The following is a 23,058-nucleotide window of genomic DNA, read 5'->3' as shown; positions in this document are numbered from 1 at the left end:
GGTGGTAATCGCTATGCCTTTAACAGATAAAGTGAGAGTAAGGGCCATTGCTCATCATTTAAAAAGAATGGCTGACGAGGACTTAGATGTTGTTATTGAGGATGCGGAAGCAGAAGTTGCAAAGCTCTCTGTCAAAAGTGAAGATAGAGAGCGCCTTGTTAGGTATCTTGCTGCACATATGGCGACGCTGAATTATAGACGAGCAACCAGCCAATCCTTAACGGACATGAGCGAAAGTTATAATGCACCACAAGGCGATGGATTGAGCAGCACCGAGTATGGGCAAGAATATATGCGCCTTGAGAAGAAGGCGCTTGGTCCCGGTGGTTTAGGTTTGGTGGTCATTTAATGGCATTGCAAATCAAAGACGACAACAATATTCCTCAGCTAGTGAAGATCATTCATGAAATGAAGAGTAAACAGGTCGAAATCGGAGTGTTTGGTGATGATGACGAGCACATGGTAATGGTTGCTAGTGTGAATGAGTTTGGAATGGACATTAAGCCTAAGAAGTCTAAATATTTAACGATACCTGCTAACAAGAAAGCAAAAGGTAAAAGTGCTGGTGATTTCAATAACTTATTCTTTATCGAGACGGAAAATGGAAATGGTCTGCTAGCGAAAGAAAAAGGAAAAGATCAGATCGAGGTGTATTTTGTTCTGGTTAAATCCGTAACTATTCCAGAGCGTTCATTTATCCGTTCCACTTATGATGAAGAAGAAAACAAGTTAGTGCGACTGGCGGATAGACTATTAGTGCAAGTATTGGAAGGTAATCTAACTGTTGAGAATTATTACGGTAGAATAGGCGAATATTTAATTAGTAAAATTCAAGCAACCATGAAAAATATGTCATCACCACCAAACAGCGGGGCAACATCTGAAGCAAAAGGAAGTTCTAATCCTTTGATCGATACAGGAAGACTAAGACAGTCGATCACATGGAGGGTTACGAATGTATAATTTTGATTTGATTATTGATAAGTATAGTTTACCTTTCATAGCTATCATTGAAACAGATGGTGGATGGAAGGATGGGCATTATGTGGAACCATCTAAGCAACCAGTAGAACACAGGGGCGCAATCCTGCCATTAAGTGATGAAGACAGACGCTTTGATGATGGTGGTACTTTTACATTCGAAGATAAGAAAATCATCACACAAGCCAATTTAAGCAAAGGCACGCATGTGCAAACATTAGATGATGAAGGTGAGCCGATTGAAGAATATGAGATTATCAATAAACGGCCATATAAACCTTATAGCAATTTTTATGTGTATCAGTGCAAGCAGGTGAATTTAAATGATCAGACACAGTGAAATAAGTGAATTTATAAGGTCCCACTTATGGGATGATCATGAAATCTATTTTACCGATGTGGAATCTGTCAAAGAGAAGCCACCATACCCATTCGTCAGTCATAAATTCACATCACCATATATTGAACAAGCACATGGTCCAAATATCGCATTTGATGGCGCTAAGGAGATAGAAACACACACCACACAACCGACAATGACCATATCCTTTACTGTTTATTCAACAGATAGGGATGAATGTTTAGACGCAGCTATTTCCTTTCGGAATTGGGTGTCTTTTTTGTTGCCCAGATATTTGGAAGATGAGCGCTTAGATGTAGTGATAGTGAATGTGGAGCAAGTGCAGGACAGAACAGTGTTTATCGAAACAGAATACGAGTTCAGACATGGATTCGATGTCATGTTACGTACAACAAACAGTATTCAGAGACAAACAGATCGTATTGATTATGTGGAAATAAATGATCGAGTGATAAGTATTAAAGGAGAGTGAGATAATGTCCACGATTAGAGATGTGCAAGTCATAATCACAAGGGAAACACAGCAGATCACACAAGCTGGATTTGGTCGCCCGTTAATTCTTGCAACAAGCACAGACAAGCCATACACGTTGTATCGCACATTAGATGCTGTAGCAGAAGATTATGGAGAAAATACAGAAGCGTACAGAATGGCAAATCGTATATTTGCGCAAACACCAAGGCCTGTCGATATCGCTATTTTGGGTGTCACGTATGATGCGGCTACAGGTGATCCAACAACATTAACAGCAGCATTAAATGATAATGAAGGTGATTTCTATTTCTTGTTATGTGAGGAACAAGGGATTGAGGAAATTACTGCACTATCAACTTGGATAGAAGCTCAGAAAAAATTATATTTCGTATCAACAGATGATCCTACCTTACAAGATCAATTTGAAGGTTATCGAACTATCCCTATGTACCATAAGGATCCATTAAGCTATCCTGCTGAGGGTTGGGTAGGTAGATGTGCACCAACTGATCCGGGTTCTATCACATGGAAATTCAAAACAATCAACGGTGTTGTAGCAAGTGGTGCAAGTGAAACGGAAATCAGCACGATCAAAGAAGGTGGCGGTAATACCTACATTGAACAAGGTGGTGTGTTAATGACGTATGACGGACGTACTACAAGTGGTGAATGGATTGATGTCATGCGTTCTATTGACTTCTTAGAAATGAGAATTCAAGAATCTGTATTCGGTATCTTGGTTAGAAATGAAAAGATTCCTTTCACTAATAACGGGATTGCGCAAATCATCACTGGTGTTGAATCACCATTAAAGCAGGGTTATTTACAAGGTATGATTGCTGATGATGCAGACGGCGTACCTTTATATAGTGTATCAGCACCAACAAGAAGTGAAGTGTCTGCTAATGATAGGGCGAATCGCATTTTGCCAGATGTTAACTTTACTGCAGAAATAGCTGGTGCAGTACATGAAACAAGAATCAATGGAGTTGTACAAGTATAAGCGCATTAGAGCGTTTTTTTATTTTAATTATAGGGGGTAGAGAATATGGTTAGAACCTATGCCGCAGAAAATTGTACGTTAGTATTTGGTGGTGTCTACATTACCGGTTTCGGCGATGGAACTTACATCACAGCAGAAAAACAAGAGGATAGCTTTACTACTCACGTTAGTGCACAAGGCGAAATCAGCACTGCTGAAACACATAATACCTTAGGAACCATCACAGCAACACTTGCGCAAACATCACCATCATTAAAATATTTAACAGATGCACATAACCGCAAAGCAGTTGAGCCTTGTTATGTTATTGATTCAAACACAGGTGAACAAATTGGCGGTAGTGAAGCGAGAATCATTAATCCTGGCAGTCGTTCCTTTGGTGGAGAAATCGAAACAAGAGAAATTGCAATTACAGTATTTGATTACGAAGTGAAATAAGGGAGGAATTTATAATGTCAAATCAACCACGACAAAAACAATATAAATCAGAAAATGGGAAAGAGTATACATTTCAGCATCCAGGTGTTTTAAATTGGGTACGAAACAAGGACAAAATGAGAGAAAAAGATGGCAAGCCAAATGAAGAAAATTTACAAAAATATGTAATGGAAAACGTCATCGTGCAGCCGAAAGTGAGTTGGGATTATTGGGATGAACATCTCGAGGATTATGAAGAAGTGATGCAAGAAGCCACTACCTTTCTTAGAGGGCTCAAACTCAAGTAAAAGTCATGATCAGCAGAAAGCCTATTATTATAAGCGCGCGAAAGATCGCATGTGGTTTTGGAAACCAATACTAGCTGATAATGGTGTGACAATTGATATTACTACTTTAACGAATGATGAAGTTATGGAGCTCAATCACGCTATGGAAATTTATGCTGAAATGGTGGAGCGAGAAAGACAAAAGAAAAAGAATCAAAAGGCATCCAAATAAGGGTGTCTTTTTTATTTACCTCTTGGAAAGGAGGTTATTTTATTGTTAAGAGATTTAGCCGTTGGTATTAGTTTCGATGTGGACAATGGAGGGTTACGTAAGGCTGATAGCATGACCGATTCACTTGTTGATTCAATCGGATTTTTAGATGAGGATTTGAAAGATGTATCAAAATCAGCAGATAAATTAGGTGATGAATTTTCCGATTCGTTTTCTGGTGCAGAATCAAGCATGGATGACTTAATGGATGATATGAAAAAAACGGACAAAAAAATGGATGATCTAGGAGATTCCATGGATGATGCAGGCAAAAAAGGAAAAATAGGATTTGGAGCAATCGCAGGCGCAGCTGCCGCATCTATTGGAGCCATCGCAAGCGCAGGGGCAGCGATAGGTGGATTAGTGGCACATGCAACAAATGCAGCAAGTGAAATAAATCAATACGCACAAGTAACTGGTATGAGCACCGAAGCTTTTCAAGAATGGGATCATGTTATGAAAACATTCGGTCATTCTGGAGAAGCAGCAGCGGGAGATATGGCCATGTTAGCTGAGAGAGCTGTTGAAGCCGCAAGTGGTACTGGTGAGGGTGCAGAAATGTTTGATCAACTAGGAGTGTCTGTTTTAGATGCATCTGGTGAATTAAAATCACAAGGGCAATTATTTGATGAAGTTATTGCTGGATTGCAAGGCATGGAGAACCAAACAGAAAGAAACGCATTAGCAACTGCGCTATTAAGCACAACGGGGGAAGAGTTAGCGCCTGTGCTTAATATGACAGCAGAAGAATTAGAGAACATGAAAAATAGCGCGAATGTCATTGATGATGATCAATTAAATCAAGCCGAGAAATTTCGTCAAGAATGGAACAATCTCACTTCTACTTTTAGTGGAGTGGCAACAGAACTAGGTATAAAATTCATACCTGCTTTGCAAGGGGTTATGGATCTTGTGCAAGACAATATGCCGGCTATCCAAAACACTCTGGATGATTTCTTCACGTTCATAGGTGATGTATTTAGTTGGTTTGGTGATGTTGTAGAAGGTGGAATGACTGAAGCTTCTGGTGTAATTGAAGGTGTTTGGAATGAAGTAGTCCAATTTTGGAAAGAGAATGGGCAAGAAATATATAATAATGCATCCATTATTTTTAATAATATTGTTAGCGTCTTGAAAACTGCGTTTGATGAAGTATGGGCAACCATACAATTTGTTGTATCGTTAATAGCGCCATTTATTTCCCAACAGTTAGCACATATACAGTCCTTTTGGCAAACGCATGGTGATACGATCATGCAAGCCATTCAAACAGCTTTTTCTTTCATTCAAGGCACAATTCAGTTTGTCATGCCATTAGTACGTGACATTATAGGCGGAGCATGGACAGCTATATCAAGCATATTTAGTGGGGCAATAGATATTATAATGGGTTTAATCGCGACTTTCTCTGGATTGCTTACCGGTGACTTTACAGCCATTAAAGATGGGTTGTTATTAATCTGGAATGGTTTATGGAATGCAATAGGTGGCGTAGTAAGCGGTGCGTGGGAAATGTTATCAGAACCATTTGCGACTTTATGGGAAAACTTAACGGGCTGGTTTACTGGTGTGAAAGAGGATGCAGTTGGATGGGGAACTGATATTATTTTAGGATTGTGGGAAGGTATTAAGTCTATGGGCGCATGGTTAGGTGAGCAAATCAGTGGATTCATTGATAAATATATACCTGATGTTGTGACTGATACATTAGGAATTCATTCACCTTCTCGTGTAGCTATCGAACAAGGTTCCTTTTACGGTGAAGGTTTAGGGATTGGTATTTTAGATAAAGCGAATGAAGTCGAAAATGCCAGTAATAAATTAGCTAATGCTACTGTCGATGGTTATAATCCACAATCACAATCTATTACACCAAACACCTATCATGATCAACAATCAAGTAATGTATTCTCCCCGTATATAAGGATTGAAGTAAACGGCGGTAGTGAAAATGCGGGAACTAATATCAGAGAAGAATTAGAAAGATTATTCCCATCTCTGATGAACGATTTTATCAGAGTAGCATCGACAAAGAATTAGAGGTGATACAATGGCACGTTTAGGCAATGTGTCTTTTTTTATTTTATCTGAATCGCATAACTATAAAAATACCATCACGGAACATCCAGTTGAAGACGGAAACGATATAGCTGATCATGTTGGATCAACACCTACTACCTTCAACATATCGGGAATGTGTACAGGTCAAGATGCACCAAGTAAATATGCTCAACTATTAGAATTGTTTAGGAAAAAAGAACCTGTGACATATGTTGGCCGGGGTCGAATTAATACAGTAGTGATTGAGAGTTTCCCAAGTGATCGGGATGCCGACATAGCAAATGGGTTTAATTTCTCACTAACTTTAAAACAAGTCCGTATTGTTAAGACAAGCACTGTAGATTTACTTGCACCAGAAGTAAGGGCGCAAGTAAAAGATGTTGGTAACGCAGGAAGGGTGCAGGCATCATGATTATGCCTATCGAGAAAGAACGTATCCCTTATCGGTTTGAAATGCGATTTGAGGATATCTATACATTTGAGATCCATTATAATTCAGAGCATGACTTCTTTACGATTGGTTTAATGCTAGGTGATGAGGTCCTTGTCTATGGTGAGAAACTAAGCTATGGCATTCCTTTATTTGAGTATGCTGACGAACGTTTTCCTGATGTCACGATTATTCCAAAGGATGAAGCAGGAAATGAGTCAGAGATCACGTATAACAACTTTATGGACACAGTATTTTTATATATAGAGGATGCTGCCGATGAATAATTTTAAACGGGAAATAAGATTATCGATTGGTGGTTTATCCTTTGAATACCCGGGATTTACGGTTTATTTTACCGTCAATTTCGGTGATGATCCCGAATCCAATGATACCGAGATACAGATTTATAATCTATCAGAGAATACCATAAATCAAATTAGAAAACATCAACCAGTGATTTTAAACGCTGGTTATCGTGGTGATGTAGGATCAATCCATTTGGGAGCGGTGCAAAATGTATCTACTTCAAAAGAAGGAGTGGATAAGATTACAACTATCACATCAACTGATGCAAGTGAAGCGTGGAATGATTTAGATGTATCTGAGACATTTGCAGCAGGAACTACTGCAGAACAAGTGTTAAATCGTTTCTTGAGCATGACAGGATTAAGTATAGGAGCATTTGTTTTACCTAATAATGTGCAATATTTACGAGCGAGGACATTTAGAGGGAAATTAAGACAAGTTTTAAAAAATATTGCTGGCGATTGTGGTGCAAAACTCCATATTCTCAACGAGAAAATATTTATAAGACCGAAAAGTGCGGGTGACGATATTGGCTTTTTACTAGATTCAGACCATGGTCTTGTAGGAACACCAGAGCGATTTGAAGACGAAGAAAATAGTGGATATAACGTTACAGCATTATTAAATCACAGAATGACTACAGATGGATTAGTGGCAATAGCATCCTCCACTGCTAACGGTAAATTCCGTATAAAAAGTGGATCCCATAAATGTGATGCTAGTCAATTTTATTCTGAATTGAAGGTGGTCGAATGAATGAAAAGAGTAATTTCAATCAATTTATACAAGGAATGATTGGCGATGGAATAAACGGCATGCATACTGCTGCCATTGCGAGAATTGAAAATTATGATCCATCGCTAATGAAAGCAGATATCACCATCATGCAAACTGGTGATGAAGTATTTGATGTGCCTGTAAGCTATTTTCATACAAAAGATTTTATCATTCGACCACCTTACCAAAAAGGGGATTTAGTGACTGTCATATTTGCTGAAAGTTCTATCGATGAATTGATTACTACTGGCGAGCAGCAGGAACCAAGGGCAAAGGAAAAGTTCAGCATTACAGATGCCATTATTACACAAGGTGTCCAGACATTCCAAGTACCTTTGCCAATAGGCCATGAAAATGATCTGATTATTGCTAAGAAAGACTTTACGTCCAAAGTGGTTATAAAAGAATCTGGTGAGGTAGTAATCGAAAGTGATAGCAATATTTATTTAGGTGAGAATGCAACAGAAGGTGTTCCATTAGGTGATCAATTAAAACAATGGTTAGATAGCCATACACATGCTTATACATGGTCAGATCCAGGTGGAAATGGCGTGACAAGTCCTCCATTGAATCAGAGTCCAGCACCTAGTAAGAAGGTGAAAACAGAATGAAGGCATTAAAAATCAACGAAGACACCGGTGATATTGTAATGGAAAATGGCGATTTTGTTTGGGTAGAAAAAGAAGAGGAACTGATGCAGGAAATAAGAAGTGTGTTAAAGACCAATCTAATGGAATGGTTTTTGGATCCATTGCACGGAACCAGATACGAAGCATTTAGGCAAAAGGCTGTAGATGAGGAAGAAGCGACTCAAGTTATCTATGAAGCTTTAGAACAAGTGGCTAGAGTCACAAGCGTAATTGAGGTGAATGTTTCATTTGATAGAAGGATAAGACTACTTGAAATTGACTTTAGATGTGTGGCAGATGACGAAATCATCGAAGGAAGCGAGGTGATGGATGTTGCTTGATGAGAGAGGGTTTAAGCGGAAAAGATATGCAGACATTATCGCATCAATGGAACAAAGAGCAAGGGAAAAGTTCGGAGAAGATGTGAATCTTTCTGAACGGCAGTTTCTCGGTATTTTAATACGTGTTGTGGCATGGTTTATGTCTTTGTTTGCTCAAGATTTAGAAAGTGCCTATAATGCTGGGTTTGTTGAAACCTCAGAGGGTGTCGCACTTGATCGTAATGCTAAGCGACAAGGAGCCACACGACAACAAGCTTTATTTGCAAGAGGATTGCTTACCATAACCGGAGAAGATAACACTGTTATTAACTCTGGTTTTTTAGTGGAAACAGCTAGAAAAATCCAATTCCAAACCACAGAAACAGCAACTATTGTGAACGGTAGTGTGAATGTACCGATCAGAGCATTAGAGCGTGGCGTAGATGGAAACGTGGAAGCTAATAGTATAACAGACATTGTCACACCAAGAGTAGGAGTGAACAGTGTTACAAATTCGGAAGCAACCTCTGGCGGCAGAGAAAAAGAAACCGATTTAGCATTTAAAAGACGTTTGGACCGAACAAAAAAAGCTGAAAATCGCCTTGTATTTCAATTGCTTAATGTTGAAGGGGTCATTGATGCTTTCTTATATGAAAACGTAACGATGGAAGAGTTAAATGGATTACCCAAAAAAAGCATCGAACCATTAGTATGGGGAGGTAATGATCAAGAAGTTGCCCAAACTATCCTGCGTTATAAAGCTGGTGGCATGCAATCATTTGGCGAGACATATGTCGAAGTGACAGATAGTAAGCAACAGCCACAGATGATTGGGTTCACAAGGCCTGAAGAGGTTGATGTTTATGTCAATGCAACGATTACTGGAAATGTGGATTTGGATGCCGTTAGAACAAAAATCATAGAGTACATTGGCGGCCGAGATGAAGATGGTACCGAATATGATGGCTTAGGCATTAATGATAACGTCATTATATTTCAAGTGGCGACACACGCAGGAACGGTTGCTGGTGTTGAGGATGCAGTAATTCAAGTATCAATAGATGGCATTGATTATAACTCCAATAATATTGTGATTAACCGTAAACAAAGAGCCGTTACGGATTGGGAAAAGGTTGTGGTATCACAATGATTATGATTAAGAAAATCACAGACCGTTATACCCAAAATCCTAATTCTAACATTGGTAAATTAATTTCAATTTTCGAGGAAGAATTGCAAGAATTTCAAGTTACCAATGGAAAAATAAAACACTATCAAGATATCGATAATGCTGTTGGTAAGGTACTAGATAATTACGGCAATGAAGTAGGGCAACCACGTTATGGTGCAGATGATGACTTATACCGATTACTGATAAAAACCAAAGACAAAGCGAACTTCTCTGAGGGTGATATTGAAACAATTAACGAGATTATGAGCATTGTTATGGGTAATGATTACATCGGTTTGAAAGAATCATGGACATCTAATGTGTATGATCATGAGCCTGCAGCTATAGAATTGTATTTATCGGAAAATGCTTCTATGATCCCAAGTCCATGGATAAATAGAGTAGTACAGGACGGAGTAAGAATTTATTGGATGATAAAAGCGGAAAGAGAAAGTCTAGTATTAACAAGCCGCGATTACTCATTTGACATCCCATATAAGATTTGTAACACATTTCAAACAGCAGGCATGCCAGGTGGGTTGTCGAGATCACCTCTTGATATACAGGAAAACGCATATGGCTTCGATGTATATTATCCTATCTGCAATACTTTCAACACTTCTCAAATTAGTGTAGAAGAAGAACAGATAAACGTAATGTTAACGGAAGAATATCGAAATAATGATGTGCTATATAAACGCGCTGGTGAGGTTTATGTAGGAGAGGGGGAAATATAATGGCGGTTGTACAACCAATATTCATTGAAAAAACAATTAATTATTGGAATGAATTAATTAAACGAGGAAAAGTAAAATTAAATGGTCAATATGTAAATTACGATATATTCAGAACAATTCAAGAAGGTAACGAACTTCGGAAATATCTTTACCTGGAAACTGAAACAGGGCATGTGGAAGAAGCACAATTATTAACAAACATGAATGAAGTATTAGCAATAAAACCATATAAGATTGATAAAGCGGAAGATGGATTAGTTTTAGTTTTTGCATTTGAATTAACTATTAAAGAAAAAGGTAATTAAGGAGTGATAACAAGTGGCTTATACTCCAACGGAATGGAAAAATAGAGTTACAGATGGTGAAGGGAATATATTACAAGAAGGTACACCTATTCATGCTGATAATATGAATAAGATTGAAGGAGAACTTACTAGGTTATCAGAAGAATCAGAAAATATATCCCAGCATAGCAATCAATTAGCGTCAATGGAAGAAGAGATAGATGGCCATGAAATAAGAATAACATCTAATAAAAAAGAAATTGATGATCATGAGTTACGTATTACCTCTAATGAAGGAGTATTATCTGGTCATGGAAATAAAATATCTACTAATGAAAGCAATATTCAAAGCTTACAAAATGAAAAAGGGAAACCTAATGGTACAGCAACGTTAGATAACAACGGTATTATTCATAGTAGTCAATTACCTAATAATCTGAAGGAAATAAAAATAGCAGCAGATATTACAGCGCGGGATACCTTAGATAAATTTGAGGGATTACGTGTTATGGTTATTGACGCTTCTGCCGATCCAACTGTTAATAGTGGGTGGGCAGAATATGTGCATGATGGTACAAACTTTATTAAAACATCTGAGGCAGAAGGTGTAGATTTAGTTATTGATTGGTCTAATATTGTCAATAAACCTCGTGAATATCCACCTGAAGCACATAGTCACACAGAAAGTGAAATTACAGATTTAGATAAATATACTAAATCTGAAGTGGAAACTAAACTTTCTGGTAAATCTAATACTGGCCATAAACATGTGGAAGATGATATTACAGACTTGGATAAGTATACAAAGGAACAAGTAGATACTAAACTAAGAGGAAAAAGTAATACAGGACATACTCACACTGAGTCAGATATAACGGATTTAGATAAGTATACGAAAAATGAAATTGACACTCTGCTTTCAACCCATACTCATAATTTTATACAAGGGGAAGATACGAGAGATGTAGATTATACTCCATTAGAATATATGGAAATGTCTGAAGTATCAACATCATTGCAAGTTGAGTTTAAAAGGACCAGCATTATCCATGTAGATGATTTTGTAAGTGGAACCTATTGTTTCCTTGAAACATACACCCCTTGGAAAGATGGTTCAGGTGGCTATCCTAGACAAATTGTATACGGAACAAATGGTATTTTATATAGGGTAGGTACAAGTAATGCGGAGTGGGGAAATTGGAGGGAAATATCATACTTTAGTGGTTCATACAATCATTTAACTGATGTACCTGCTAATTTTCCGCCGTCCCAACATGACCATTATCCTACTGATATATTACAAAATTCTACACATCGTTTTGTAACAGATGCAGAAAAATTAAAATGGAATAATAAATCAGAATTTAGCGGTAAATATAGTGAATTAACAGGCAAGCCTACCATCCCGCATAATACTAGTGACTTAGCAAATGATAGTAATTTTATATCATCTAACGCTGGTAAAATTCATGTATCTTACAGCGAATCTGATATTCCTTCAGTGTCTCCAAATGATATTGTATTTAAGGTGATGTGATATGAAAAATGTGCAGATTGGTGACAGCTATCTAAATTTTGATGGTAATAATGATTATATTTCAATTGATGCCTATGGAGAATTATCTGAAGTAACATTTGAGATTGAATGTTTTGTTAATTCTTTTGATGAACATACATCAGTGATAGGGAATTTTAATCATAGTCTTAATAAAGGTTTAAATATTATTCCTAATAAACCAGATAGAGTACAAATCTATCATGGCGATGGAGTAAGTGATTATAATGCTACTAATTCAAGGACATATATTTATACTACTGTACAATCAAAAAAATGGATGCATTTAGCTATATCTTATAGAAATAATACGATAACAATTTTTAAAGATGGAGAAATAATTGGAGTATTAAATAAGACTGTAGATTTAACCAATTTAAGTGTAATAATTGGTAGATGGGCTTCCACATATAGTGGTTATTATTTTGATGGTTATTTAACCAACGCTAGAATGTGGAATGTTGCTAGAACTCAGCAAGAAATACAAGAAACCATGTGGCAAAAATTAAGTGGTAGTGAAGCAAATTTAATTGGCAATTGGCTAATGAATGAGGGCGTTGGTGAAGTAATTAATGATAATACTTCTAATAATAAAATTGGTACCCTTCATGGTCCCACATGGAAAAAGTCGCAGTTAGATGAAATCTCAATATGGGATGGAAATAAGTATCGGAAAGTTAGAGGTTTTATTGTTAACTCTACAGGAGAATTGGTGGAATTTTATCGACCGGTAACCAATCATACTAATTTCACTACACATAGCGGTATGGCTTTACATGCCACTCAAACATTAACTAAATCTGAAATGAATACAGGGTTTGCGGTTCTATCAGTTGCAAATGCAGCTGGTTTTTTTATTGGACAAGAAATCTCCATTAATGACGGAGATCATTCAGAAGTAGTGCGGATTATAGATATTAATGGCAATGAATTAACGATCACCCCTTTACAGAATGCATATAAAAGAAATGCCATTGTGGGGCGATCCATTGCAGAAGTAAATGACAAACTGTCCTTTAAGTCAAGAATAACTTACAGTGTATCAATAATTTAAAAGGAGTGGTGCAATTGGCTACGTTGAATAAAAATCCATACATTAGGACCAATTGGCGTGATCACATCGTAGACATCGAAAATGGACAAACAATCCAGGAAGGAACACGTTTCACAGCTGGTCGTGCAAACAATATAGAAGAAGGTATTTACAACGCTTATAACTGGCTTGTTATGTATGCTAATGACTTGGAGCGAATGCGAGTCGAATTGGAAATGGTAGGGCGATCCCCAATTAACAATGGTATATTTTATGATGCGTTAGAGGGTGATGCCAAAGCATTGGAAATGGATATAGATACTGCAGTTGCACAAAATGCTTATATAGCTGGTACAACCAACATAGAACTAGATAACGTTCCATTTAATGCCGGTGAATACGTGGCGATTTACGATGATGAACAACAGGAAAGTGTAGAGGTTACATCGGTAGGTGAAGATACCATAACTGTTTCCCCTTTAGCAAATAGTTATAAAAAAGGTGCTTTTATATCAAGATCAAATTCATTAGTCAATATCGAAGAGGAAGAGTTAGCATTTGGCCAGTGGGGAACATACACTTTAAAAATTAGTGAGGTGGTTTAATGAGTACAGTAGTAAATCAGCCATATAGCACAGAAGGCAATGGTGGAAGGAGATTAGTAAGGTTAGAAAATGGAACATTAGTTGCTGGGCTATTTAAAAATTTAGCTACTAACAGTTCAAGAGTATATTTTTATAAAAGCATTGACAACGGTAGTATATGGTCATTTTTAGGAGATGAGGTCACTAGTTCAAACTACCCTTATTATAGCTTGGCGGCTGAAGGGAATAATGTACATTATATATATGTTGCAGGAACAGACGCAATTAGGCTTATTACTATATATCCGGATGGGAGTACCTCAGGTACAACTGGTATTGCTTGGGGTCTTCATTCAGTTAATAGTGTATCTTTAGCAATCGACCCAACAAACGGATATTTACACGCAACATGGAGTGCTAAAACAAGCGCATATCCGAACAATTTTAATATTTTTTACAGTAAGTCAACGGATGGGGGTAGTACGTGGAGCGGAGTTGAGCAATTAACAGACAGTACCTTTAGTGGTTATCATAATGATAAACCTTCTATAGTTGTTAGAAACGGCTACCCTATAATATTATTTCAGTCAAATAACTCTATCCATTACATTAAAGCACTAAGATCCTATGGTACATCGTGGAATGAAACAATCGTCTATAGCGCTTATGATGATGGCAACTTTGAACAAACATCTCCATCCACAGTAGTAGATAAGGATGGTGCCATTCATGTAGCGTGGAGAGGAAGGGGAAGAACATGGGTAATAATGTATTCAAAATCAATAGATGGTGGAGTTGCTTGGACCAGCGAAAGAATTATCAGTGAAAATTTAGACAACACTTCCTCTGTACCTAGTATTACCGTAGACAAAGAAAATAACTTATTTGTACTTTATGACCATTACAGATCAGGCAGAAATACGTATTTAGTTAAATCAAGCGATTCAGGGAATAACTGGAGTAACCCAGTGAATTTAGTTGATGGCGGATATAATTCTTCTACTCTTTTTGATTCGACATTTAGTGGAGTATTTGGTGATAGGCCCCCACTTATTTATCAGACATATATAAGTGTTGAATATACTGGAACATACACGACAAACAACAATCCGACATTAACACTTAATACAACAGATAATAGAACCTTATATGAAAGTGATACCTTTACTATTGGTGGTTCTGCACAAGATGTAGACAGCGGAAATGTAGCAACAGTTAAATATCAAATTAATAGTGGTGAAGTTCGTGCCATCACAGTAAAAATATCTGATGGAGCAACCTTTCCTTTTAATCGTGTATTAACATTTAAACAAGGGAAGCTATATAACGGTGATACTGCAGTAACTGGTGACTTAGCTGAAGGTAGCCAACATGTGTTAAAGGTATGGGTAGAAGATGATCAAGGCGGTAAATCGGAAGAAGAAGTAAGAAGCTTTTATGTAGTACCAAACCGTCCGGCCACATTAACGATAGATGATTTTAGTACACGTACTGATTTAATCGATAGTGATGCAGTCACCATCAGCGGTAGTGTTTCAGATCCAGATAACAACAATGTAATCGTAAAATATAAGATTGAAAATGGCTCGTTTACCGAAGTTTATAACGGTAGTAGCGGGTCATTTTCTTTTCAAGTAACGTTAGATAGGCTGAATGAAGGTGAAAACACCATTACTGTGCAGGCAGTAGACAGTTACGGAGCGATTACTAGCAAGACTTTATCCGTAACGAAAATTGAAAATAACCAACCATTGCTCACATCTGTAGCTAGATATAAATTAACGCCTCCTAATGGTACTGCATCTGGTGCCGTCCTTTGGATCCAACGTGAAACAGGTGACTTAGTTGTAGATGCTCAAATCCATATGGGGATGAATGGAGATCCGGAAAGCTACCAGCCAATGACATTAGAAAGCACAGCTTTTGTAACTGATGGAATAGAGGAAGATGAATTCACTTTTGATAATGGTGGAGTGGAGGCTGAGAATATTATTTTAAAGCTGACCTTGACTAGAACCAGTGTGACAAGTGATAAGGGGATAAAACGAATAAGTGGGGTGCTTAGCTGATGCCAGTAGTTAGACGTAAACGATTAGCCGATGGATCTTTTGGTCCTCCTGAAAAGGTTATGGGAGAAGAGACAGACCAGGAGAAAATACAACGACTTGAGTCTGAAAATACGAGTCTCATGCTTGCATTAACGGATCAATACGAAAAGAACTTGCAGCTAGAACGGGATAATACAAATACAATGTTAGCCTTAACTGACATTTACGAGCAAATGATGGGAGGGAGCAATTAATGGATAAGATCTATGCAGCATTAATCAAGAAAGAACTAAAAACAATCGATGATGTACCTAGCAATTTAAGAGAAAAAGTGCAGGCGATCCTAGATGATCAATCTAATTAAGCGAATCTATTACGCATTTATACTTGGAAGGGAGGTGCAAGATATGGACGTAATTTATGCTACTCTAATTGTGCGCGGTTATAAAACGTATGCCGAAGTACCAAGTTTAATCCAGCCACAAGTTGCTGAAGTTTTAACAGAATTAGGACAGGAAGAATTAATCACAGAACAAGCACCTCAATAGGTGTATTTTTTTATGTCAAAAACGAGGGGTAGTGCTCACCTCTGTAACACCATACGGCATAGGTTCGCATGGTGTTAGCAACATTATACAGAGATAACCAAACAGAATCTATAGATATTGCATGCATCGCAATTATATTACAAGTCATAGGGGGTACCGGGATGTCTAATCAAACAGACGAGGGGATGGAAAATATGCCTATCTGGCAGGATCATGAAAGGCGAATAACAACGCTAGAAAATACGTTTGCAAGCTTTTCGCACGAAATGAAAGAAGTAAAAACTACCGTGCAAAAAAGTAATGACGAACAAAAAAAGTTACTGAACACTTTGATTGATCATCATCTGAATACTAATAAAACAAAATTATCAAACTTATGGAAAGTTATTATCAATATTACCGGCGCAGGAGGATTACTAACCGTAATCATCTATGCGCTTTTTCAATTCTTTGGACAATAAAAAGGAGGAATTAAGAATGGAAAATCAATTTAATCAATTAATGGAGTATGTTGCACCGGAAATGCTAATTGTAATTGCAGCTTTATGGGTGTTGGGAATGTTCTTGAAAAATACACCAAGCTTCCCAGACTGGTTTATAGTATGGGCTATATTAATTGCCGGTATTGTTGCTGCACTATTTGTTGTCGGATTCTCTGTTGAAGGGGTAATACAAGGTATAATTGCTGCTGGTGTTGCAGTGTTTGTCCACCAGTTAATAGTCCAAACCAAACACCAAGAAGGTGGTCAATAATGAGTAAAGTCGCAATATTTGCTGGACACAACCATGACACATGGGAACTGACCGGGGGAAAAGGTATTTTCACTAACTTAGATGCTGATGGAGAATATGAAGAATTCGACTCGAATTATGAAATCGCAAAAGATACAGTGAAATTATTGAGAGAACACTCCAATATTACAGTATTGTTTCCCCAAGAAGGTGGAAAACGCAAAATGTCTCTTTCTGAAAGGGTAAGATATTGTAACTATCATAAAGTAGACACAGCAATCTTTATTCACTCCAATGCAGGGAGCGCAACTGCAAAAGGTGCTGCTGGATTCTATTGGTATAACAGCGAAGAAGGAAAACATCTAGCAAATTTATATAAAGAGGAAATGGAGGCCTTCAGGTATCCGTTATGGAGTAATGGAACATACCCATGTACTCCAGGAACATGGTCAGAATTCTATGTGGTAAAAGAAACAAACATGCCGGTATTGTTAACGGAAAGTTTTTTCTTTACGAATCCCAAAGAATTAAAACAATATTTACTTGATCCAGAACAACTCGACAATCTATCTTATGTACATTACGCTCTTGTATGCCGGTACTTTGGAGTACAACCGAAGAGCGAGAAAGTAGAAACGGCGACATCTGAACCAAAAAATAAAGAGGAGGGGTTAAGCGTGAGCGCAGAAAAGGAATTACAAAAGGAAATTGATGAATTAAAGCATGAAATGAAAAGGTTATTTGAACAGAAACAGGATAAACCATCTACATCTGATCAACCTTCAGAGTGGGCAAAAGATGTGTGGAAACAACAAGTAATGCAAGGTTATTTTGACGGTTCAAATCCTAAAATGCCATTAACCAGGGAACAAGCTGCAGAAGTTTTAGATCGTTTTGCTGAAAAGATTCGTGAGTATGAAATTAATCCACTTAAGAATCGAGTTGCCGAATTAGAAGGGCGAGTAGAACAATCTAAGTAAGCAGGTTTACAATATATTGATTGGTTAACTAACTATAAAAGTTGCCATCATGAAAATGATGGCAACTTTTACGTTATAAGAGTATTCTAAGCAATGACTAACTCATTTCTTTTTTTTACTTCGAAAGCATATCTCTCTTTGATCATTTTATTTATTTGTTTTGTAGTGTGGATAAACTTAATGTTTGCCTTTATAAAATCAAAATTATAGTTATCAAGCAACTCAATAAAGGCAGTGTTTACAAAAGATGAAGTAACACCTGAAACTCCTTCAAACGAAAGCGTTAAAGAGACATTTTTTTCTAAATTAGATTTAATTAAGTTTTGTATTATTTTGCCTTCTTCGTTGGAGTAACAACGTTCTACGTGGCTAGCTATTTTTATTACCATTCGAACTCCTCCTCAATATCAGTTATATTTTGAATACTATCTGTTTTAAGGATAGTTTCAATTAGTGTTCCTGGGTAAAAGCTCCCTTTTAGGGAAGCAAACTTTTCCACTTCATTACTAACTATACCCTTTGTACAGTTTAATATACCATAATTTGAGTGTATGTGAACAGATCCGTTATTATTTTTCACAACGTTCTCAATCAAAGTGTGTAAACCAGCACCTAAGTTTCTAGGTGAAGTTTGTGAAGTGAACCCCTCTGTTGTTGCTATCATTACTGCCTCATCGTCTTGTAAAGATGGTCTTACTCTGCGTATGTTCTCAGGTATCCCTACTCCGAAATCCGATATGGTGATCTTAATTTCATTAGAACCAGGATAATGCTGAGCAAATATACAACCTATATTTTCTTGTGCATGATCTCGGATATTATTAAAAATTTCACCAAAACAAATTCTAATAGTGGCTAAGGATGTCAGAGGGATATTTAGCTGGTTTGATAACCAAAAAGAAAACTCTCTTTCTAGCCACCTGGGTCCGTCGCTATACGCCACTAATTTTAATGGAATTGTAGTCGGTCGAGGATTTGGATTCCTAGTAAGATTTTTGCCTGCATATCTCATAAAAAAATTGGAGTCATCAAGGAATTGTATTGGATTTTTTTTGCCAGAACAATTTTCTGGATAAATGATTCTGGAAGAAACCCCTCGTTTATGTAACCATTCGAATAAATTACTTAAAATTGTTACTCCTGCTGGTTCAATAAATTTCAACTTAGTAAAGTTAAAGGAAATCACAGTGTCTTTCGGATTTAAGTCATTGTCTATAACTGAAGATAGTAGATCGTACATAGTAAATCTATTGAAATTACTTGGTATCAATACTTCCATTTCTTCCACCCCTAAAACAATTAAAGATTTTTATGTCTCTTATTTTCCATATAGTTCATAATACCTTTATTGGGAAAAATTATCTATATTATTTTAGAAATTATGAATTTAACTGATTAGAGGGAAGTTAACTTAAGCCATCTTATTATCTTGTTTCATCCACTCATCCAATATATTCTCCACTTTTTTCTTTATATTTGGATTAAAATAACTTCTTTCTTCTTTTGCCCCTTTGCAAGAAAATAAGTAATAGGTAAAGGATTCCTCTTTTTTGTTTTGAACTACCCCAATATTCTCCTGATACATTTTCTTCTTTAATGCTTTTCTTTCAGCAGTACCAATCTTCTTTGTTCTCTCCAACAGAGTAATATACGGCTCACTAATTTTAAATGGTGATGACTCTTTCAGCATTTTTAGATCTCGATCGATCACTTTCAAAGTTAGATCCACAAATAAAAACCGCGAAGCAATTTGCCATTCATCTTTATCTAAATTTTTCAACCTTTCCACCCCTGTTTAGAACATTTGTTCTTATTATATATCCGATAGAGAAATTAATGCAATACCAAAAAAATTACAGATTCCTACAAGGATTATTTATTATTATGTCGAATATAGATATTATGAACTATCTAAAAGGAAGGAGGGGGAGAATGGATTCATTTATTAACAGATCGGATCGTTATAAAATAGAAACAAAGTATGACAAAAAGACAGAATTAATCATTATTAGAGTTCATGACCATTTACATGATAAAACATACGTTTACCATGAAGATGAGATATTTAACTTGCCAGCAGATCTATTTGATATGCAGTGTTATATCTATAGTGTGTGGGATCAAATAACAACAGGACATTTTAGTATAAGAAATTTTGATCCAGGCTATAACTATTGTCGCATAACGATGTTGTATCCAAGTGATAAAAACAAGTATGTCTGAATTATAGGGGTTATTTACTTACTATTTTGGTGAACAATTTTATTTATTATATTATTAGGAGGGAAAATTTATGAAGAAGCTACTAAACGCCTTAATTGCACTTGTTATGATTTCCACTTTTTCTGGAATCAGTGTATCAGCTGCTGATGGAGTATCCATTTTAATTAATGGAGAGAAACAATATTATGATCAACCACCAATCGTTCAAGATGGACGTACGCTTGTACCATTACGTGGGATATTTGAGGCATTGGGGGCAGATGTAGGCTGGGATGCTAAAAATCGAGTAGTAACAGCTGAAAAAGACGACATAGATATATGGTTAAAAATTGGATCGAAGTATACAAAAGTAAATGGTCAGACTGTAACCATTGATGTACCGGCACAAATTAAAAATGCTCGCACGTTGGTACCGTTACGATTTGTAAGCGAATCTCTTGGGGCAGATGTAGGCTGGAATGCTTCTACTAGAACAGTGGATATTACATATAATGGTGAGGTCATTGCTACTTACGATGTGACATTACATTTCCCTGTCAGCGAATATCCAGAAACTGCTGCACATATTGAAGAAGCTATCGCAAACGGAGAATCAGCTATCTGTACAATTGATCGTAACGGAGCAGATGAAAATCGAAACGATTCTTTAGCTGGAATTCCAACAAGAGATGGCTACGATAGAGATGAATTCCCTATGGCTATGTGTGAAGAAGGTGGAGAAGGCGCTAGTGTTAAATACGTAGAACCATCTGATAATCGTGGTGCTGGTGCTTGGGTAGGGAATCAATTAGAACAGTATCCAGATGGTACAAGAGTATTATTTGTATTAGATGGTGATCCTGTTGAAGTAGTTGTTCCACCTGTTACTACTCCTGTTGTAGAAGAAGGTAACAATAGTGGCTACAACGGTCCGTATAATCCAAACGGAGCAGACCGAGACTGTGGAGACTTTAACTCGCACGAAGAAGCACAAGCTTTCTTTGAAGCAGCAGGACCAGGTGATCCACATCGATTAGACGGTGATGGAAACGGATTGGCTTGTGAAAGTTTATAGAAGAAAAGCTACAAATCGTATAGGCGCTTCCTTAATTACTATGAAATACAAACATTAGTCAAGAATCAATGTATAGAATAAAAAGTTATTAAATATAAAATTCATAATATATTGAAGGGGATTAATGAAATATGTAATATTTAAATAGAAACTATTAATGGCGCCTATTCCTCCTTAAATACTCCATAAACAAAATAATTAATAGACAATACGAGGGGTAGGTAAATGGATAATAAAAGGAAAATGAAGTGGGATTTATCGTTCAAAGAAACTATAACATCTATAATTGTTCCCATAATTGTGGCGGTTATAACAGTTATTGTGGCTGGAATATTTCAATTGAAAGCAATAAATGAATCAAGTAAAGTTCAAATGGAAGCAGCTATAAAGGCGGCAGAAGCGCAAATAGAAGCTGCTGAGATCACTAAGGTCAATAAAATTGAATATGATTTTAAAGACTCCTATAAATGGAATGTAAATGAATCGGATAATTATATCCCTTTGAAAAAAGGGAATTATTGGATGTATTCAGGTGAATATTACGGATTCTCCCCAAGATATAGGGAATATTTCAAAAAAAAAATAACAATGAAATTAGAGATTTTAAAAGAAATAAAAAATGAAAAATTAAATATTAGTTTTTATATAGTGAATAATTATCCAGTTAACATAAGAAGTACTATAAAACAGAGATTTGATGAAATGAATAAGAATGAATTAACATCTGTGGAACCTATAGAATTAATAAATAATGAAAATAAATCAGGATTATTATTAGTTGCTAATAAGTTATTTCATATTCCAAATAAAGAAATACAAGGTGTAGTAGATTTTTTAAATGATCCACAAAAAGTTGTAAACCACAAATTGTCAAATCCATCCCCTTTGTTAACATATGATGACTTGCTTTTTGAGTTTCCATTGTTTGAAGGTCAAAGATTCGGAGATATTGAAACTATTACGAATCCGAATTTGTCGTATTTTTGGTACGTCAATGATGTTACGGAAATTAATGCACTAAACGAGAATAAGTTTGAAAATGTTCAGATATTTAACTTAATTTATAATACTAATCCAGATCAACAAAATATTGAATTTCGACCATACCTTGGCATTATTAGATATAGTGTTACTCATAAAGGTGTACCAGATGACTTATATCTAGACCTCGAAGAGTTTGAATTAAAGTAATTACTGATGGGTGCCATTAGAAGTTAGACTATGATAAATATATTAATTTTGCGTGCCGAAACTTGCCGACATCCTGCCGACCAACATTTACATTTCTAACATTAATGTTCTTAGTTTATTCGGTTTAATCACCTTTCATAACAAGGGTTTTCTAACTTATCAAAACGTGTACATTTGTACTTTGTCACCTTGACAGGGTGGAGGTCGCTGGTTCGAGACCAGTCGGAATCATTGTTTATAGCCCTTTAAATATAGCGATTCTTGATAAAATTCAAGGATCGCTAATTTCATTATTTAATATTCTCACAACCTGTTGATTTAAATAGATTTGCAATTTTGATAGATTGGCACATAGAAATATCTGATTTTTAAATCTTTTTCTCTGTTTTTTATATATTTTGTATACTAAATCTTTGTTAAAATTTATTTTAACTAATTATTCTATTTTTTGTTAACACATTTATGTAAGCGCTACCTAAAAAGCAGGTGGATTTGCAAACAATTTATTAGAAAAATTTCAAACTGATAATGTTTTTCCTTCATAAGAATCAACGATGAAATATGCCCCTATTGATTTTACAACAACATATTGCAGAT

32 protein-coding genes and 3 pseudogenes are annotated in these 23,058 nt (G+C 36.3%); 32 read left to right on the top strand and 3 right to left on the bottom strand.

What is annotated here, in order from left to right:
* Positions 1–13: 13 nt before the first annotated feature.
* The 27 genes from F9U64_RS01190 (at position 14) to F9U64_RS01070 (ending at position 17,993) form a co-directional block, all read left to right on the top strand.
* Complete coding sequence (locus F9U64_RS01190) at positions 14–349, top strand: DUF4054 domain-containing protein (protein WP_153400948.1); 336 nt, start codon at positions 14–16, stop codon at positions 347–349.
* Positions 349–963 (top strand): hypothetical protein, encoded by a 615-nt coding sequence (locus F9U64_RS01185; protein ID WP_153400947.1) that lies wholly within the window; start codon positions 349–351, stop codon positions 961–963. Before F9U64_RS01190 ends, F9U64_RS01185 begins: the two co-directional genes overlap by 1 nt.
* A complete protein-coding gene (locus tag F9U64_RS01180; protein ID WP_153400946.1) occupies positions 956–1,321 on the top strand; it encodes a hypothetical protein in 366 nt (121 codons plus the stop codon). Before F9U64_RS01185 ends, F9U64_RS01180 begins: the two co-directional genes overlap by 8 nt.
* Entirely contained in the window at positions 1,305–1,814 is a 510-nt protein-coding gene (locus F9U64_RS01175; protein ID WP_153400945.1) for a phage neck terminator protein, read from the top strand. Before F9U64_RS01180 ends, F9U64_RS01175 begins: the two co-directional genes overlap by 17 nt.
* Before the next feature lie 4 nt (positions 1,815–1,818).
* Positions 1,819–2,820, top strand: a complete 1,002-nt coding sequence (locus F9U64_RS01170) for a DUF3383 family protein (RefSeq protein WP_153400944.1) — start codon at positions 1,819–1,821, stop codon at positions 2,818–2,820.
* Positions 2,821–2,865: 45 nt separating this feature from the next.
* The gene (locus F9U64_RS01165; RefSeq protein ID WP_153400943.1) at positions 2,866–3,258 is read left to right on the top strand and encodes a phage structural protein; all 393 of its coding nucleotides are present in this window, start codon (positions 2,866–2,868) and stop codon (positions 3,256–3,258) included.
* Between the two features lie 14 nt (positions 3,259–3,272).
* Complete coding sequence (locus F9U64_RS01160; protein WP_153400942.1) at positions 3,273–3,545, top strand: hypothetical protein; 273 nt, start codon at positions 3,273–3,275, stop codon at positions 3,543–3,545.
* Positions 3,546–3,594: 49 nt separating this feature from the next.
* A complete protein-coding gene (locus F9U64_RS01155; RefSeq protein ID WP_153400941.1) occupies positions 3,595–3,756 on the top strand; it encodes a hypothetical protein in 162 nt (53 codons plus the stop codon).
* A 42-nt stretch (positions 3,757–3,798) separates the two neighbouring features.
* Positions 3,799–5,835, top strand: a complete 2,037-nt coding sequence (locus tag F9U64_RS01150) for a phage tail tape measure protein (protein ID WP_153400940.1) — start codon at positions 3,799–3,801, stop codon at positions 5,833–5,835.
* A gap of 10 nt (positions 5,836–5,845) precedes the next feature.
* Entirely contained in the window at positions 5,846–6,268 is a 423-nt protein-coding gene (locus F9U64_RS01145) for a phage baseplate protein (protein ID WP_153400939.1), read from the top strand.
* Complete coding sequence (locus F9U64_RS01140) at positions 6,265–6,573, top strand: phage baseplate plug family protein (RefSeq protein WP_153400938.1); 309 nt, start codon at positions 6,265–6,267, stop codon at positions 6,571–6,573. Before F9U64_RS01145 ends, F9U64_RS01140 begins: the two co-directional genes overlap by 4 nt.
* Positions 6,566–7,351 (top strand): phage protein, encoded by a 786-nt coding sequence (locus F9U64_RS01135; RefSeq protein WP_153400937.1) that lies wholly within the window; start codon positions 6,566–6,568, stop codon positions 7,349–7,351. The genes F9U64_RS01140 and F9U64_RS01135 overlap by 8 nt, the downstream gene beginning before the upstream one ends.
* A complete protein-coding gene (locus F9U64_RS01130) occupies positions 7,348–7,983 on the top strand; it encodes a Gp138 family membrane-puncturing spike protein (protein WP_153400936.1) in 636 nt (211 codons plus the stop codon). The genes F9U64_RS01135 and F9U64_RS01130 overlap by 4 nt, the downstream gene beginning before the upstream one ends.
* Positions 7,980–8,342 carry a contractile injection system sheath initiator gene (locus tag F9U64_RS01125; protein ID WP_153400935.1) on the top strand — a complete coding sequence of 121 codons (363 nt, stop codon included), beginning with the start codon at positions 7,980–7,982 and terminating at the stop codon, positions 8,340–8,342. Before F9U64_RS01130 ends, F9U64_RS01125 begins: the two co-directional genes overlap by 4 nt.
* Positions 8,332–9,471: a baseplate J/gp47 family protein gene (locus F9U64_RS01120; RefSeq protein ID WP_153400934.1), complete on the top strand. Its 1,140-nt coding sequence runs from the start codon at positions 8,332–8,334 to the stop codon at positions 9,469–9,471. Before F9U64_RS01125 ends, F9U64_RS01120 begins: the two co-directional genes overlap by 11 nt.
* Positions 9,468–10,229 (top strand): hypothetical protein, encoded by a 762-nt coding sequence (locus tag F9U64_RS01115; protein WP_153400933.1) that lies wholly within the window; start codon positions 9,468–9,470, stop codon positions 10,227–10,229. Before F9U64_RS01120 ends, F9U64_RS01115 begins: the two co-directional genes overlap by 4 nt.
* Positions 10,229–10,534 carry a hypothetical protein gene (locus F9U64_RS01110; RefSeq protein ID WP_153400932.1) on the top strand — a complete coding sequence of 102 codons (306 nt, stop codon included), beginning with the start codon at positions 10,229–10,231 and terminating at the stop codon, positions 10,532–10,534. Before F9U64_RS01115 ends, F9U64_RS01110 begins: the two co-directional genes overlap by 1 nt.
* 13 nt (positions 10,535–10,547) lie before the next feature.
* Positions 10,548–12,050, top strand: coding sequence for a phage tail fiber repeat family protein (locus F9U64_RS01105; protein WP_153400931.1), 1,503 nt, complete (start codon positions 10,548–10,550; stop codon positions 12,048–12,050).
* 1 nt (position 12,051) lies between these two features.
* Entirely contained in the window at positions 12,052–13,122 is a 1,071-nt protein-coding gene (locus F9U64_RS01100; protein ID WP_153400930.1) for a LamG domain-containing protein, read from the top strand.
* A gap of 14 nt (positions 13,123–13,136) precedes the next feature.
* Positions 13,137–13,706: a hypothetical protein gene (locus F9U64_RS01095; protein WP_153400929.1), complete on the top strand. Its 570-nt coding sequence runs from the start codon at positions 13,137–13,139 to the stop codon at positions 13,704–13,706.
* Entirely contained in the window at positions 13,706–15,754 is a 2,049-nt protein-coding gene (locus F9U64_RS01090) for an exo-alpha-sialidase (protein WP_153400928.1), read from the top strand. The genes F9U64_RS01095 and F9U64_RS01090 overlap by 1 nt, the downstream gene beginning before the upstream one ends.
* On the top strand, positions 15,754–15,987 hold the full coding sequence (locus tag F9U64_RS01085) for a hypothetical protein (protein ID WP_153400927.1): 234 nt from the start codon (positions 15,754–15,756) through the stop codon (positions 15,985–15,987). The genes F9U64_RS01090 and F9U64_RS01085 overlap by 1 nt, the downstream gene beginning before the upstream one ends.
* The gene (locus tag F9U64_RS23335; protein WP_266095229.1) at positions 15,987–16,097 is read left to right on the top strand and encodes a CD1375 family protein; all 111 of its coding nucleotides are present in this window, start codon (positions 15,987–15,989) and stop codon (positions 16,095–16,097) included. The genes F9U64_RS01085 and F9U64_RS23335 overlap by 1 nt, the downstream gene beginning before the upstream one ends.
* A 43-nt stretch (positions 16,098–16,140) precedes the next feature.
* The gene (locus F9U64_RS22575) at positions 16,141–16,281 is read left to right on the top strand and encodes a CD1375 family protein (RefSeq protein WP_194287243.1); all 141 of its coding nucleotides are present in this window, start codon (positions 16,141–16,143) and stop codon (positions 16,279–16,281) included.
* 161 nt (positions 16,282–16,442) lie between these two features.
* Positions 16,443–16,742, top strand: coding sequence for a hypothetical protein (locus F9U64_RS01080; protein ID WP_153400926.1), 300 nt, complete (start codon positions 16,443–16,445; stop codon positions 16,740–16,742).
* A 16-nt stretch (positions 16,743–16,758) separates the two neighbouring features.
* On the top strand, positions 16,759–17,034 hold the full coding sequence (locus F9U64_RS01075) for a phage holin family protein (protein ID WP_228275540.1): 276 nt from the start codon (positions 16,759–16,761) through the stop codon (positions 17,032–17,034).
* Positions 17,034–17,993 carry an N-acetylmuramoyl-L-alanine amidase family protein gene (locus F9U64_RS01070; RefSeq protein WP_153400925.1) on the top strand — a complete coding sequence of 320 codons (960 nt, stop codon included), beginning with the start codon at positions 17,034–17,036 and terminating at the stop codon, positions 17,991–17,993. The genes F9U64_RS01075 and F9U64_RS01070 overlap by 1 nt, the downstream gene beginning before the upstream one ends.
* An 86-nt stretch (positions 17,994–18,079) precedes the next feature.
* On the opposite strand, the gene F9U64_RS01065 is transcribed toward F9U64_RS01070, so the two are convergent.
* The 3 genes from F9U64_RS01065 to F9U64_RS01055 form a co-directional block, all read right to left on the bottom strand.
* Positions 18,080–18,382: an STAS-like domain-containing protein gene (locus F9U64_RS01065; protein ID WP_153400924.1), complete on the bottom strand. Its 303-nt coding sequence runs from the start codon at positions 18,380–18,382 to the stop codon at positions 18,080–18,082.
* On the bottom strand, positions 18,376–19,272 hold the full coding sequence (locus tag F9U64_RS01060) for an ATP-binding protein (RefSeq protein ID WP_153400923.1): 897 nt from the start codon (positions 19,270–19,272) through the stop codon (positions 18,376–18,378). Before F9U64_RS01060 ends, F9U64_RS01065 begins: the two co-directional genes overlap by 7 nt.
* A gap of 132 nt (positions 19,273–19,404) precedes the next feature.
* Positions 19,405–19,773 carry a YhjD family protein gene (locus tag F9U64_RS01055; RefSeq protein WP_153400922.1) on the bottom strand — a complete coding sequence of 123 codons (369 nt, stop codon included), beginning with the start codon at positions 19,771–19,773 and terminating at the stop codon, positions 19,405–19,407.
* Between the two features lie 152 nt (positions 19,774–19,925).
* Here F9U64_RS01055 and F9U64_RS01050 point away from each other — a divergent pair, with 152 nt between their 5' ends.
* The 5 genes and pseudogenes from F9U64_RS01050 to F9U64_RS01040 all read left to right on the top strand — a co-directional run bounded on the left by F9U64_RS01050 (position 19,926) and on the right by F9U64_RS01040 (position 22,461).
* Positions 19,926–20,216 (top strand): hypothetical protein, encoded by a 291-nt coding sequence (locus tag F9U64_RS01050; protein ID WP_153400921.1) that lies wholly within the window; start codon positions 19,926–19,928, stop codon positions 20,214–20,216.
* Between the two features lie 70 nt (positions 20,217–20,286).
* Positions 20,287–20,688 (top strand): annotated as a pseudogene (locus F9U64_RS22760) (copper amine oxidase N-terminal domain-containing protein); the annotation flags it as partial.
* Positions 20,689–20,727: 39 nt separating this feature from the next.
* Positions 20,728–21,045: pseudogene (locus tag F9U64_RS22755) on the top strand (NucA/NucB deoxyribonuclease domain-containing protein); the annotation flags it as partial.
* Positions 21,046–21,162: 117 nt separating this feature from the next.
* A pseudogene (locus F9U64_RS22750) lies at positions 21,163–21,270 on the top strand (excalibur calcium-binding domain-containing protein); the annotation flags it as partial.
* Between the two features lie 225 nt (positions 21,271–21,495).
* A complete protein-coding gene (locus F9U64_RS01040) occupies positions 21,496–22,461 on the top strand; it encodes a hypothetical protein (RefSeq protein ID WP_153400919.1) in 966 nt (321 codons plus the stop codon).
* Positions 22,462–23,058 lie beyond the last annotated feature (597 nt).

This window comes from Gracilibacillus oryzae (assembly GCF_009498735.1).
GTDB lineage: Bacteria > Bacillota > Bacilli > Bacillales > Amphibacillaceae > Gracilibacillus > Gracilibacillus oryzae.
The sequence above is the reverse complement of the archived record's forward strand: the minus strand, read 5'-3'. Positions and strand labels throughout refer to the sequence as shown.